The 14,412-nt window shown below is 68.8% G+C and carries 11 protein-coding genes; 6 read left to right on the top strand and 5 right to left on the bottom strand.

Annotation, left to right across the window (positions count from 1 at the left end):
• Positions 1-7 precede the first annotated feature (7 nt).
• From JOD63_RS00425 to JOD63_RS00400, 6 genes are all read left to right on the top strand, one after another.
• Positions 8-952, top strand: a complete 945-nt coding sequence (locus JOD63_RS00425; protein ID WP_045276392.1) for an ABC transporter permease — start codon at positions 8-10, stop codon at positions 950-952.
• Positions 939-1,946, top strand: a complete 1,008-nt coding sequence (locus tag JOD63_RS00420) for a carbohydrate ABC transporter permease (RefSeq protein ID WP_084613627.1) — start codon at positions 939-941, stop codon at positions 1,944-1,946. The genes JOD63_RS00425 and JOD63_RS00420 overlap by 14 nt, the downstream gene beginning before the upstream one ends.
• Positions 1,947-2,056: 110 nt before the next feature.
• The gene (locus JOD63_RS00415; RefSeq protein ID WP_045276391.1) at positions 2,057-3,610 is read left to right on the top strand and encodes a DUF3502 domain-containing protein; all 1,554 of its coding nucleotides are present in this window, start codon (positions 2,057-2,059) and stop codon (positions 3,608-3,610) included.
• An 89-nt stretch (positions 3,611-3,699) separates the two neighbouring features.
• Entirely contained in the window at positions 3,700-4,362 is a 663-nt protein-coding gene (locus tag JOD63_RS00410) for a YesL family protein (protein WP_045276390.1), read from the top strand.
• Positions 4,363-4,372: 10 nt separating this feature from the next.
• Positions 4,373-6,787 carry a glycoside hydrolase family 2 gene (locus JOD63_RS00405; RefSeq protein WP_045276389.1) on the top strand — a complete coding sequence of 805 codons (2,415 nt, stop codon included), beginning with the start codon at positions 4,373-4,375 and terminating at the stop codon, positions 6,785-6,787.
• A gap of 89 nt (positions 6,788-6,876) precedes the next feature.
• Positions 6,877-8,109, top strand: a complete 1,233-nt coding sequence (locus tag JOD63_RS00400; RefSeq protein WP_045276388.1) for an ROK family transcriptional regulator — start codon at positions 6,877-6,879, stop codon at positions 8,107-8,109.
• A gap of 112 nt (positions 8,110-8,221) precedes the next feature.
• On the opposite strand, the gene JOD63_RS00395 is transcribed toward JOD63_RS00400, so the two are convergent.
• From JOD63_RS00395 to JOD63_RS00375, 5 genes are all read right to left on the bottom strand, one after another.
• On the bottom strand, positions 8,222-10,561 hold the full coding sequence (locus JOD63_RS00395) for a glycoside hydrolase family 5 protein (RefSeq protein ID WP_052682562.1): 2,340 nt from the start codon (positions 10,559-10,561) through the stop codon (positions 8,222-8,224).
• A gap of 72 nt (positions 10,562-10,633) precedes the next feature.
• Positions 10,634-11,512 carry a DUF6999 family protein gene (locus JOD63_RS00390; protein WP_245243859.1) on the bottom strand — a complete coding sequence of 293 codons (879 nt, stop codon included), beginning with the start codon at positions 11,510-11,512 and terminating at the stop codon, positions 10,634-10,636.
• Positions 11,512-12,213, bottom strand: a complete 702-nt coding sequence (locus JOD63_RS00385; RefSeq protein ID WP_045276387.1) for an iron-containing redox enzyme family protein — start codon at positions 12,211-12,213, stop codon at positions 11,512-11,514. The genes JOD63_RS00390 and JOD63_RS00385 overlap by 1 nt, the downstream gene beginning before the upstream one ends.
• Complete coding sequence (locus JOD63_RS00380; RefSeq protein ID WP_045276386.1) at positions 12,210-13,373, bottom strand: 3-oxoacyl-[acyl-carrier-protein] synthase III C-terminal domain-containing protein; 1,164 nt, start codon at positions 13,371-13,373, stop codon at positions 12,210-12,212. The genes JOD63_RS00385 and JOD63_RS00380 overlap by 4 nt, the downstream gene beginning before the upstream one ends.
• A 69-nt stretch (positions 13,374-13,442) precedes the next feature.
• The gene (locus tag JOD63_RS00375; RefSeq protein ID WP_045276385.1) at positions 13,443-14,339 is read right to left on the bottom strand and encodes a siderophore-interacting protein; all 897 of its coding nucleotides are present in this window, start codon (positions 14,337-14,339) and stop codon (positions 13,443-13,445) included.
• Between the last annotated feature and the right edge of the window lie 73 nt (positions 14,340-14,412).

Genomic DNA, 14,412 nt, shown 5'->3' with positions numbered 1-14,412 from the left:
GCGACGGATGTCTGTGAAAGAGGTAGTGCCGCAGCGGCGCAGATCGCTGTGGATGAGGCTGCGCGAGAGCCGCATGCTGCTCGTCATGTGCGCGCCGGCGATCCTGTTCTTCCTGGTCTTCAACTACGCACCCCTCCCCGGGATCTGGATCGCGTTCACGAACTTCAACTACACCGACGGCATCTTCGGCAGCCCCTTCGTCGGCCTGCAGAACTTCGAGTTCCTCATCAAGTCGGGCCAGCTGTGGCTGCTCACCCGCAACACGGTGCTCTACAACGTCGCGTTCATCGTGCTCGGCAACATCCTGCAGATCGCCATCGCGATCATGTTCAACGAGGTGCGGCTGAAGTACTTCAAGAAGGTCTCGCAGGGCGTGATGTTCCTGCCGTACTTCATCTCGGTCGTGCTCGTCGGCGTCATCGCCTTCAACCTGTTCAACTACGACACCGGAGCGCTCAACACGCTCATCGAGCAGACCGGCGGCGACCCGATCAAGATCTACTCGATGGCCGGCGCCTGGCCGATCATCATCATCCTGGTGCACCTCTGGCAGAGCACCGGGTACGGGTCGATCGTCTACTTCGCAGCGATCATGGGCATCGACAAGGGCCTGTTCGAAGCCGCGGCGATCGACGGCGCATCCGCGTGGCAGCGCATCCGGTACGTGATCCTGCCGAGCCTCAAGCCGACCTTCATCATCCTGCTGCTGTTCTCGATGGGCCAGATCATGCACGGCAACTTCGGCCTGTTCTGGAACCTCGTCGGCAACAACGCCCAGCTGTTCGCGACCACCGACATCCTCGAGACCGCGGTCTACCGAATGGTCATGACGCAGAACAACTTCACCACGTCCACAGCCGTGGGCCTCTATCAGTCGCTGTTCGGTTTCGCCGTGGTCATGCTGGCGAACTGGATCGTCCGGAAGATGAACAAGGATTATGCGCTCTTCTGATCTGCTCCTGCCCTCGGCGACCCAGACGATCCCCGAGGGGGCGACCGAGACCATCACCACGCTGTCGCGGAAGCGGCGCTGGTACTCGCGATCGAATCGGGCCCGCCCCGTGAAGCTCGACCGCAGCGACTACGTGCTGCGCGGCATCTCGTACGTCTTCATCACGATGTTCGCGCTGTTCTGCCTGCTGCCGTTCGTGCTCATCGTCTCGGCATCGTTCTCGAGCGAGTCGGCGATCATGCAGACCGGGTTCGGGCTGTGGCCGAAGGACTTCACGCTCACCGCCTACGAGTACATCTTCCGTGCGCCGCAGCAGATCATCGGGTCGTACGTGGTGACGATCACCATGACCGTCACCGGCACCGCGGTGGGGCTGTTCATCATCGCGATGACCGGCTTCGCGCTCTACCGCCCCGACTTCCCGTTCCGCAACCAGATCTCGTTCTTCATCTACTTCACGACGCTGTTCTCGGCCGGTCTCGCCCCGACGTTCATCTGGGTCAGCCGCACGCTGGGGCTCCGCGGGAGCTACCTCGCCGTCTGGCTTCCGCTGCTGATGACGCCGTGGCTGATCATCCTCATGAAGAACTTCATGAAGACGGTCCCCTACGAGATCGTCGAGTCGGGCAAGGTCGACGGCGCGGGCGACTTCCGCATCTTCTGGCAGCTGTCGCTGCCGATGATGAAGCCGGCGCTCGCGACGGTCGGCCTCTTCCTCGCCCTCGGCTATTGGAACGAGTGGTATCTGTCGTCGCTGTATCTCGGCTCCACCGTCGAGTTCAAACCGCTGCAGTACTACCTCTACAACGTGATCAACACGGCGAACGCTCTGCGCAACTCCGTGGCCGGCTCGAACGTCAGCATCACGGACCTTCCGAGCAACACGCTCAAGATGGCCAGCGCGGTCCTCGCGACCGGCCCCATCCTCCTCCTCTACCCCTACGTCCAGAAGTACTTCGTCAGCGGCATCACGGTCGGAGCAGTCAAGGGCTGATCGCCACCGCCGACACACGCGCCCGGTCAGCGATGACCGGATGCCCCTGCCGAAGCACCTGCTGCGGCACCCCTGCAATGCACCCTGAATGAGAGCCGAAGGAGCCTCACATGGCAAGGAAATTCATCAGGACCGGCGCGGCGATCGCCGCCGTCGGCATGACCGCGGCCGTCCTGGCCGGCTGCTCGGCGGGCGGAGGTGAGGAGTCGTCGGGCGAGCCCACCGAGATCACGATGCTGGTGCTGGGCGACAAGCCCACCAACGGTCGCCTCGAAGCGATGCTCGAGCAGCTCAACGAGTACCTCACCGAGGAGGCGAACGCCACCCTCGACCTGTTCTACGTCGAGTGGGCCGACTGGCAGACGCAGTACAACCTGCAGCTGCTGTCGGGCGACGACAACGTCGACCTCATCACCACCGCCACCGACTGGCTGTACGCGTGGGAGAACGCCGAGAAGGGCGCCTTCCTGCCGCTGACGGAGGAGATGCTCCAGCAGCACGCTCCGAAGACGTGGGAGCAGGTCGACGCGGACGGCGACTGGGAGCTGACCAAGCTCAACGACCAGATCATGTTCATCCCCGAGGACAACTACACCCAGTACACCAACCACGGCTTCTTCTACCGTGGCGACTGGGCGACGGAGGCCGGCTTCGAGGGCGGCGAGATCACGTCGTTCGAGGACTTCACCGACTACTTCCAGTGGATCAAGGACAACAAGCCCGAGACCTACCCGTGGGATGTCGCGGGCCTCAACGAGTACCCGCTGACGGGCTACCTGCAGGGGCACACCGACGGGCAGACCATCCAGCAGGTCAGCGCCGGCGTCTACTACCCGTTCCAGACCACCGAGGCCGACCCCGAGACCGTGGGCTCGTGGTACATGGAGGGCGACGAGATCATCGAGGCCGCCGAGCTCGCCAAGGAGTGGAACGAGATGGGCGTGTGGCGTGAGGACGCCATCAACTACGACGGCGACAACCGCGAGGAGTTCTACGCGGGGCTGTCGGGCACCGACCAGCACCACACCCAGACCTTCATCACGCAGATCTGGAACAACATGACCACGAAGCAGCCCGGCTCCGACCCGAAGATGTTCGTGTTCGGCCAGGAGAACGGCAACTTCTTCAAGGACATCAAGACCCACGGTGCCATGGCGGTGAGCGCCAACTCGAAGAACCCGGAGAAGGCTCTCGAGGTCTACGACCTCATCCGCAACGACCAGGTCGCGTACGACCTGCTCAACTTCGGCATCGAGGGAACCGACTACGTCCTCACCGACGACGGCAAGCTCGGCTTCCCCGAGGGCTACGACTCGTCGACCGACGCGCTGGGCTCGAACTTCTGGGCCGGCCGCATGGATGAGTTCGAGCCGGCCCGCGTGACGGAAGACCCCGACAAGCTCGAGGTCTACGCCGAGCTCGACGCCGTCGCGAAGGACTACCCGTACTCGACGCTGGTGCTCGACAAGTCGCAGCTCGACCCGATCCTGGCGGCGATGGGCGGCGTGCTCTCGGAGTACATCCCGCAGCTGGCCTTCGGCAAGTTCGACGACCCGGCAGCCGCGGTCGCCGAGATGCGTCAGAAGCTGACGGATGTCGGCTACGAGGATGCCCGCACCCTCGTGCAGGACCAGATCGACACCTGGGCAGCCGAACAGGGCTGACCCGCGATCGATGATCGGGCGGGTCGCGCACCGCGACCCGCCCGATCCCACTCCCGGACACCACACCCACGACACGAGAGGATCACCGGATGAACGCCATCTTCGCGCCCGACTCCGCGCTTATGCGCGTGCTCACGCGCATCGCCGACCTCGCGATCCTCAACATCCTCTTCATCGTGACGTCGCTACCGATCGTGACCCTCGGCGCCTCGCTCACGGCCCTCAACTCCGTCGCACTGCGCATCGCCGCCGGCTCCGACAGGACGATCACCGGCGACTACTTCCGCTCGTTCCGCCGCAACTTCCGGCAGGCGACCCTGCTGTTCGGCATCCTGGTGCTCCTCGTCGCGGTGCTCGCCGGATGGTGGATCGTGGTCACCGTCCTCGTGACGGAGCCGGTGCTCCGGTTCATCCTGCTCGCCGTGTGGTTCGTGCTGACTTTCATGTTCACGATGGCGGCGCTGTACGTGTTCCCCTACCTCGCCACCTTCGAGGGGACGATCCGCGAGGTGCTGCGCACTGCGCGCCTGATGTCGCTGCGGCACCCGCTCCCTCCGCTCACCGTCATCGCGCTGACCGCCCTGCTGGCTGTCGTCAGCATCTTCTCGCCGCAGGCGACCGGCTACGGACTGCTGTGGCTCGCCATCGGCTTCGCGGGGATCGCTTTCCTCGGCGCCGTCGTCTTCATCCGTGTTTTCAACCGCTATGCCCCCGAGCTGGTCGTCCCGGCCGCGGAAGACGAAGAGGAATAGGTACTCCCCGATGCAGACCACCCCGATCGACCGCTGGAAGTTCGCGCTCACCGATGAGCGCGGCGCCTCGGGGAAGGGCTACGACGACTCCGCGTGGCGGGCGGTCACCGTGCCGCACGACTGGAGCGTCGAGCAGCCGTTCGCCGTCGAGCACTCCAGCGGCACCGGGTACCTGCCCGGCGGCATCGGCTGGTATCGGGCGCACGTCGATCTCGCCCCGCTCGAACTCCGCGACGGGCAGCACGTGCGTCTCGCCTTCCACGGCGTGTACAAGAACGCCGACGTCTGGGTGAACGGGTATCACCTGGGCGGCCGCCCCTCGGGCTACGCCCCCTTCTCGTTCGATCTCACCGAGATCCTCGGCTACGCCCCCGACGACGACCTCGTGATCAGCGTGCGCGTCGACCACACCGACATCTCCGACTCGCGCTGGTACAACGGCTCCGGCATCACCCGTGCCGTCGAGATCGAGGTGCACTCCGCGGTGCGGCTGCGCGAGCACGGCACCGCGTTCACGACGGTGTCGGCGGACGCCGACGCGGCGACCGTCACCGTGCAGCACAGCCTCGTCAGCAGCGCGACGGAGGCGGTGACCGTACGTGCCCTCAACGAGCTGCGCTCGCTGACGTCGGGCCGGACGCACACCTTCGAAACGACCGGTGAACTCGCCGCCGGCGGCTCCGCCCACCTCGTCGTGACGACGCAGGTTCCGCAGCCCGACCTGTGGTCGGACACCTCACCATCGCTCTACCGGCTCACCTCGACCCTGGTGTGGAGCGAAGGCGGCGAGGAGCGCACCGCGGTGTACACCGAGACCGTCGGCATCCGCACCTTCCGCTTCGACCCCGACGCGGGCTTCTCGATCAACGGAGAGACGCGGAAGCTGCGCGGCGTGTGCCTGCACGAAGACGCCGGAGCCCTCGGCGTCGCCGTGCCCGCGGAGGTGTGGCTGCGCCGCCTCCTCGCCCTGCAGGACATGGGCTGCAACGCGGTGCGCATGGCGCACAACCCGCACTCCCCCGACCTGTACGCGCTGTGCGACGCGCTCGGTTTCTTCGTCATCGACGAGGCGTTCGACGAGTGGGAGAACCCGAAGAACAAGTGGTGGCACGGCCACAACGTGTACCCCCCGCGCCACGAGGGTGCCGCCGAGCACTTCCCCGAATGGCACGAGCGCGACCTCGCCGCGATGGTGCTCTCGCACCGCAACCACGCGTCGATCATCGCCTGGAGCATCGGCAACGAGGTCGACTATCCGAACGACCCGTACGCCAGCCCGCTCTTCGACGAGATGACCGGCAACAACGATGCGAACAAGCCCGCCGCCGAGCGGCTGTACGACCCGGATCGTCCCGACATCCGCCGCCTCACCACGATCTCGAACCGCCTGGTCGACATCGTGCACGACCTCGATCCGACACGGCCGGCGACTCTCGCCGCAGCCTTCCCCGAGCTCTCGAGCCGGACGGGACTGCTCGATCGCCTCGACCTCATCGGCTACAACTACAAGGAGCACCTGTACGCCGACGACCACATCCGCTTCCCCGACCACCCGTTCATCGGAAGCGAGAACTCCCACCGCTATGCCGACTGGCTGCAGGTCGAGCAGAACGACTACGTCGCAGGACAGTTCCTGTGGACCGGGATCGACTACCTCGGCGAAGCGCACGGGTGGCCCATCCACGGTTCGGGCGCCGGGCTGCTCACGGTCGCCGGCTTCCCCAAGGAGCAATGGCACCTGCGGCGCAGCTGGTGGTCGGACGCTCCGGTCGCCCGGCTGGTGGTGCGCGCCGAGACCGGCGCCGCCGACCGCAAGACGTTCTGGTCGCACCCCGTCTCGCGACGATGGGATGCCGCCCGCGGCGACCTGCTCGAGGTGCTCTGCTTCGCGGGCGGCGACGAGCAGCGACTGACGGTCGACGACGTCGCCGTGCCGCTCGCACGCGACGAGGAGACCGGATGCTGGACCGCGACGGTCTCGGCTCACGCGACGCTCCTCGTGCTCGAGACACTCGTGGGCGGACGCGTCGTCGCCCGCGACGAGCTGCGCCCGCCGCGGGCTGCCGCGCGGATCGACGCCGTCGTGTGGCGTGCGCCGGAGGAGGCATCCGCTCGCTGCGACGCCGCCGCCATCGATCGCGGCGACGTGATCCAGATCGAGTGCACGCTGCTCGACGACAGCGGTGCGGTCGCCGGAAGCGACGCCGTCGTCTCGGTCGAGGTCGACGGCGGCGAGCTGCGCGGGATCGAGAACGGCGACCTCGCCGACAATGCGCCCTACTCCTCGACCTCCCGTCGCACACTCGACGGTCGCCTGATCGTCTTCGTCCGCACGCCTCCCCGCTCCGATGAGACTCGGCAGTCGACCACCGTGACGCTCACGGCCACCGGGCTGCCCGTCGTGCGGGTGGAGGTGCCGAGGTGAAATACTCACGGAGATCGGTCGACGCACCCGCCGCGGGTGGTCAGGCATCCGGACGAGAATCGACAGCCGCCACGTTCCAGGGGATGAGCATGGGTGTGCCCAGACGTACGTCGCGCGACATCCGCAGCGATTCGCGGCTCGACGTGCTCCATGCTGTGCTCTCGGCGGGTGAGACGACGCGCAACGAGATCGCGCAGGCCACCGGCCTCAGCCCCGCTACCGTCGTGACGATCGTGGGCGAGCTGCTCGCGGGCGGCATCGTCGAGGAGACGAAATCGACGCCCGGCCGGATCGGCCGTCCGACGGCGACCGTGAGCATGAGCACGGAGCGCACCCGGGTGGTCGGCATCGACGTCGCCGAGACCTACATCCGCGCGGTGCTCTTCGACACGGCGCTCGGCCAGATCGCCTCGGTCGAAGACGCGCGCGACGAGCACGACCTCGATCCCGACGCCGTGGTCGAGGGCATCGGCCGCACGATCGACCGCCTGCTCGCCGAGAACGAGGTGCCGCGTGAAGACGTGCTCGGGGTCGGTGTGGCGCTTCCGGGGCTCATCCACGGGCCGACGGGCGTGTCGATCGTCGTGCCGCACTGGACCTGGCACAAGGTCGAACTCGACCACCTGCGCGAGCGCGTGGGCCTGCCGCTGGTCATCGAGAATCCGCTCAAGTCGATCGCCACCGCTGAGCTCTGGCTCGGGCGCGGCCGATCCTGCTCGAGCCTGGTGACCGTGAACCTCGGCACCGGTGTCGGAGCGGGCATCGTGCTCGAGGGCAGGATCCTGCGCGGCGCGACGAACTCGGCGGGCGAGTGGGGGCATTCGCTGCTCGCCCTCGACGGACGGGCGTGCCGCTGCGGCCGCAACGGCTGCGTCGAGGCGTACGTCGGCGCTCCCGGCATCCAGCTGACCCTGCGCGAGATCGCACCAGGTCACGCCCTCGCCGACCTCGACGCGCAATCCGACTTCATCACCGCCCTCGCCGCCGTCGCGAACGGCCCCGACCCCGACCCCGCCGTGCTCGAGACGATCGACCGCACCGCGTACTACCTCGGGTCGGCGCTGGCCGACCTCGTCGCCGTCGTGAACCCCGAGCTGGTGCTGCTCACGGGCTGGACGACCTGGGCGCTGGGCGACAGCCTCGTCGCGGCGACGCGCAGGCATCTGGTCGCACAGTCGCCGGGCGGCGCCATCGTCGGCGCCGAGCTCGACGTGTCGACGGTGCGAGGCAACTCGGTCGCGACGGGCGTGGCGATGATCGTGCTCGAGCGCTTCCTCGCAGACGCGGGGCTCGTGACGACCAGCATCCCGGTCGCGCTGTAACGCGGCCACTGCGCGCCGGTCCAGGAGCGGCGCGCGGATCGACGGCGCGCGCCGGCAGCGCGCGCGCACGAGCGCGCACGAGCGCGCCCGCGCACCCGCACCCGCTCCGGCGCTACGGCGTCGACGCGCCCGCCGTCAGCGCGTAAGCCCCGTCGGCGCATCCGCTGATCGTCCAGCCGCCGTCGACGGCGCTCACCTCGACGTCGCTGAGCCCCTCGCTCACCACCGCCGGCTCGTCCGAGCCGGGCACCCAGACGTCGAGGCCGCACGATCGCGACGGCGACCCGCCTTCGAGAGCGATCGATGCGCCGTCGGCCGCGAGCGAGGTGAGCTCACCCGGGGCGGAGCGCGGGTAGGCGCGGGAGAGGATGTCGAGGATGCCCTGGTTCGGACCGACCCAGCCGTCCTCCTCGCAGTCCTGGATGATCAGCCCGTCGCCGATCGGCTGCACGCCGTTCTGCGGATCGCCGCAGGCCTGCTTCCACACCCAGTACGCCCCGCCAATGCGGTACTCGTCCTCGAGTGCGGCGTAGCGGGTGAGACGCGCCTCCCGGTCGGGCTGCTCGCCCCAGTAGCCGTACTCCCCCGACCACAGCGGGTACCCGTAGGCGTCGGCCGCGCGCTGCGCGAGGGCGAACTGCCGCTCCATCCCGACGATCGGAGTGATGCCGAGCGCTCGGTCCATCGTGATCGACTCGGCGTAGAGATGGGGCGCGAAGACGATGTTGTCGTCGTCGGTGAAGCCGACCGCGGGCCCGGTGTCGAACCCGAGCCCCGACCACAGGATGCTCGGCTCGATGAACACGATCTGCGGGGCGCCGGCCTCTCGGATCGCCGTGATCGCCCGGTCGTAGAACCGCCCCAGCTGCAACGACGTGGTCACCGGCGCGGTCTCGCCGAAGCCGGGTTCGTTGAGCAGGTCGAAGCCCGCGACCGCGGGCTCGTCGGCGAACTCGGCACCCAGCCGCGCCCACGTCTCGACGAGGGCGGACTGCACGCCGTCGGTGTCGAAGTAGAAGTTCTGGAACGCGCGGTCGGATGCCGGCGAGATGTCACGGCCCTCGAACTGGCAGCGCGGCGCCGAGTCGGTGATCGTCGCCCACCCCGGGGCCCCGTCGTAGCCCCACATCGGCGCCGTGCCCGCCCGGCAGGCCTCGCTCTCGGGCGTGCCCTCGTTCCACCACGAGTCCTGATGCATGTCGAGGACGGTGCGCACGCCGTGCTCCCCACCCCACTCGACCGCCGCGACGATCTGCGCGAGGTAGTCCTCGTCGATCTCGCCGCGCACCGGCTCGAGCGCAGACCACGAGATGCCCAGGCGCGCGACGTTGAAGCCCTGTGCCGCCATCTGCGCGAAGTCGTCCTCGGTGAGCGGGGTCGTGACCGGCACGTCGGGGTTCGGAGCGTAGAAGTCCACGAGCTGGTTCACGTTCGCCCCGCGCAGCAGGATCTGATCGCCGTCACCGTCGGTGATGACGCCTCCCTCGGCACGGAGGAACCCGTCGGGGACGGATGCCGCGGAATCCGTCCCCCTCGCGGGTGCGACAGCGGTCACCACCGTCACGACGAGCGCGGCGACGGTGACCACCGCGGCCGCGAGCAGCGGCACCCGCCGCATGCCCCGCTCGGCGAGGCGATCGGCCGCGATCGCGCCGACGCCCGCCACCCAGCCGAGGCACGCGCCGAACGACACCCCGTCGGCGACGGCGACGTACGCGCTCATGAGCGGCCAGAGGTCGGTGCTCGGCATGCCCTCGACGATCAGCGCGACGACGGCCTGCACGAGCCCCACGGCTGCGGCGCCGACCAGGGCGGCGAGCCATCCGCCGAGCACGCCGGACACCCGCGCGCGCATCCACCGGAGGCACACCGCGGTGATCGCGGCGAGCAGCACCACCGCGACGAGGGTCGAGACGATGCCGCGGTCGGGGCGCGCCACGGGCACGCCGGGCGCGTACACGACCGCCGTCCACCACTGCCCGGCCAGCAGCGGCGCGGTGGCCGCGAACAGGAGCGCGGGAGCGATCACCGCTCCGGGCGTCGTGCGGGTCTTCTCGGTGCGTCCGCCGAACAGACGGGTGATCGCGGCGACGAGGAGGGCGGCCGGCACGGCCTTCGCCGTGACGTAGCCGGCTGCCCATGCCGAGTTCGCCAGGTCGCCCGTCATCGCAAGGCAGGTGACCGCCTGGGCGAGCACCACCGCGAGCACGACGCCGGCGACGAGCGTCCAGTACCGATCGCCCGCACGCAGCGCGGCCCACCACACCGTGACGAGCAGCACGGGCACGAAGACCACGTACGGGGCGAGCGGCCAGAGTCCCCGATCGAGGGCGGGGAGCGCACCCGACCAGCCGACGAGGGCCAGGAGCCCGGTGGGGTCGAGGAACGCCTGCAGGGCGACGAGGATCACCGTCGTCGCGAGCGCGACGACGGGACGACGGACAGACTTCATCGACGCTCCATCGGTTCGGGTGCGCACAGTGTGTCAGATCCCGGAAGGGGGCGATGGCGCCCTGTGGACAAGTCAGTCGCGGACGGCGGGGGTGTCTCGCGGGTAGACGCCGCCCGCGAGCTTCACCAGGTGCGCGTGCGCGTACTCGCACACGAGGGCGTGGCGATAGACCATCTGCGGCACGTCGACGTTCGAGTCCATCCACAGGCTCAGCGCGCCCACCTTCCACGCACGGAACGTGTCGTCGCCGGTGATCGCCGTGAGGATCTCGAGGAACGAATCGTCGAACTTCATCGAGTGCACCGCGCGGCGGTACTCCTCGACCGTGAGCGCCATCGAGAACGGGATGTTCATGAAGCACAGCGCCGTCTGGATGTCGAGGCGGATGATGCGACGGATGTGCCGCTCCGCGTCGAGCGGTGGGATGTCGAGCTGCGTGAAGTCCAGCGTCTCGCGCTCGGCGAGCCTCACCTTGTCGAGCGCGATGAGCACGTCGTAGACGTTGACGTCGTGCTCGACGACGGCCTGATCGCCGAGACCGGCGAGCGCGGTGGGGCGCAGCGTCACCGGAGCCATGTCGACATCGGTGTTCCGGATGATGAAGTTCACGAGGTTCGTCTCGATGACGAAGTGCCGGATGAGCAGGTCGACGGCGCTCGGCGACACGAAGTGTCGCAGGAACCACACGCACAGGGCATCCATCACCCGCAGCGGCATCCACCGGAACGGCAGCACGCGCTTGACGATCGAGACGACCGCCACGACGATCCGCGAGAGGATGCGTGCGAGCGGATACAGCCACCGGCGCGAGAGCCGCCGCTGGTCGTTGAGGATCTGCCGCACCACGGCCCGGTCGAGGGGCACCGACGGATCGGCGTAGATCGCCTCCCACATGCTCGGGTCGGAGCGGACGAACTCCCGCATGACCGGCAGCGGTGGGCGCTTGGCCATCAGCGGTCCAGCTCTTCCAACTGCAGGGCGTACAGGCGCGCGACCACCTGCGCGCAGCGCACGATCTCGTCGGCGGCCGCCGCGTCGACGATGCCGGAGGTGAGGATGGCCTCGAGGTCGCCGGTGTGGTTGCCGTCGGCCACCTCGTGGTACCGCATGAAGTGCACCTGACTGTCGGCGAGTCCCAGCGTCTCCTGGAACCGCGCAGCCCATCCCGCAGCGCGCTTCGCACCCAGCCCCTCGATGATGAACATCGCCCCGAGCAGACCCACCGGGTTCGGACGGTCGGCATACGTGAACATGTACCCCGACAGCGCCTCCGAGCCGAGGTTCTTGCGGCCTGCCCGCAGCTCCTCGAGCGAGCCGCCGACCGCGACGTAGTCGCGCTCGAGCATGAGGTAGTCACGGTGCTCCTCCTCGGCATGCTTGATCGCCGCCGCACGGAGGGTGAAGTGCTCGATGTCGAAGTTGGATGCCGCGCGCGAGATCCACGGCGAGCCGTCGACCACCTGCTGGCGCAGGTTGAACAGCAGCCGCTGGTAGTCGTGGAGCGTCACGGTGCCTTCGGCCAGCCGTCGCAGCACCGGCACGGCGTCGAGCCGCTCCTCCAGCTCGATCCAGACGTCTGCAAGCCGTTCGGCGAGGTCGCCCGCCGTCGCTGCGGCGTCGGCCGCGGCATCCGTCGTCGTGTCGATCGTCATGACTGTTCTCCTTGCGAGGTGGACGGGGCGGGGTGCGGTCCCGGCGGAGCGACGACCGTGAGGTGGGCGAACGCGAACGAGAAGCGCCCCGACTCGGGCACGGCGAGCAGGATCGTCTCACCGACCGCGAAACGCCCGGTGCGCCACGCCTCCTCGAGGGCGATGAATATGCTCGCCGACCCGGTGTTGCCGCGCGTCTCGAGGTTCGAGTACCACCGGTCGGTGTCGAGGGTCGGGATGCGACGGCGGAGTCCCTCGAACGCGAGATCGCGGAACATGTTCGTGCTGTAGTGGCACACGACGTGATCGAGGTGCGAGACGTCGACGAGTCCGATGTCGACGAGCTCCTCGAACTGCCGGAGCCCCGCCGAGGCCAGGTCGTCGAGCACGCTCACGTCCTGCCGCAGCACGAACATGCCCGCGGCCTCGGCCGTGGCGAGGTCGACGTCCTGCCAGGTGGAGCCCACGACGGGATCGAGACCCGCCATGCCCGCGCGCATGCACACATCGTGCTCGTGCGCGAGCGAGACCTGGCGCACCCAGTCGACCCGCAGCGACGGGCGATCGGGGTGCGGCTGGAACTCCACCACGACCGCTCCGGCCCCGTCGGAGAGCATCCAGCGGAGGAAGTGGGAGTCCATGCCGGCGCGGATGCCGTCGAACCGTCGCTGCCGCAGGCTGCGGCTCGACAGCTCGGAACCGACCACCGCGGCGCGCGGGTGATCACCGAGGCGGATCTTGCTGACCGCGGCATCGAGCGCGGCCAGACTCGACGCGCAGACGCCGGATGCCGAGAGCAGCTGCATCGGTCCACCGCCGAGCCGGCCGTGCACCATCGACGCGAACCCCGGCACGAGCACATCGCCCATCGTGGTCGCGCAGGCGAGCATGCGGAGGTCGGTCGCCGCGATCCCCCGGTCGGCGAGTGCCGCCTGCAGCGCCTTCACCGCGAGCTCCTCGTTGAGCTCGGTCGGCTCGCCGCTGTCGTCGAGCGCGTAGTGCCGCTGACGTATGCCGTTCGAGTCGAGGATGCGTCTGCGGATGCGCTCGGTCACCGGATCGTCGCCGCCGAGGTGCGCCGCCATGGCGTCGTTGCCGACCGGCTCGCCCGGCAGATAGCTGCCGAAGCCGGTCAGGTACGCGGACGCCGTCGTTCCCATGGCGACGACCCTAGGGCACGTCGGTGACACTTCCCGTGCACTTGTACGGAAGCGACAGATCCGGCCTTCTCAGTCGGAGAAGATCTGGCCGATGGGTGCACGCTTCTCGTCTTGGAACGCGTCTTCTGTGCGGCCGTACGCCCAATATGCCGACAGCGACATGGCCTGCCGCGGAATGCCCCACTCGCCGTTCAGGATCGCGCCGATCCGCTTGATCGCCTCACGCTCGCCGTGGGCGAAGACGTCGATCTCGCCCGCCGGCCGGTCGAGCGCAGCCACGGCGTCCACCAGCAGCGAGCCGTACTGTGCGGTGCGCCCACCGCCCGCCCGGTGCAGCCACCGCACGTCCACGCCGGCGGGTGCGGCGAGGTCGACCTGGGAGGCCTCGTCGGCGACCTCGACGAACGCGATTCCGCGGGCGCTCGATGGCAGGGCCTCGATGGCCGCGGCGAGCGCGGGGATCGCCGAGTCGTCGGCGACGAAGACGTACGTGACGTCGCCGGCCGCCGGGGCGTACCCGCCACCCGGACCCGACAGTGCGACCGTGTCGCCGGGTGCAGCCTGGGCCGCCCACGGACCGGCGAGGCCCTCGTCGCCGTGCACGACGAAGTCGACCGCGATCGTCTGCGTCTCGTGGTCGATCGAGCGCACGGTGTACGTGCGACGCACCGGCAGATCACTGCGGTCGAGCGTCTGCCGGAGGTCGTCGAGGTCGTACGGCGGCTCGAGACCGAGCTCGGGCTTGGCGAACAGGAACTTCACGTACGTGTCGGTGCGCGCGAGGTTCGCCGGGTCGGCGTTCGCGACGAACCCGGCGAACGCCTCGCCACCCAGGTGCACGCGCACGAGCTGCGGGGCGATGCGCTCGGTGCGCACCACCTCGAACACCCACTGCACCCCCCGCGGCCGGCCACCGGGGGTGCGGGTCTCAGGGGCGGCGCTGGGGGTGGGAGTCGACTCGGCCATTCCTCGAGCCTAGGCGCGCACCGGGCGCCGGGGCGCGGAGCACGTCTGCCGTCGCCCTACACTGATGACGCGA

It is taken from the genome of Microbacterium terrae, from assembly GCF_017831975.1.
GTDB lineage: Bacteria > Actinomycetota > Actinomycetes > Actinomycetales > Microbacteriaceae > Microbacterium > Microbacterium terrae.
The sequence above is the reverse complement of the archived record's forward strand: the minus strand, read 5'-3'. Positions and strand labels throughout refer to the sequence as shown.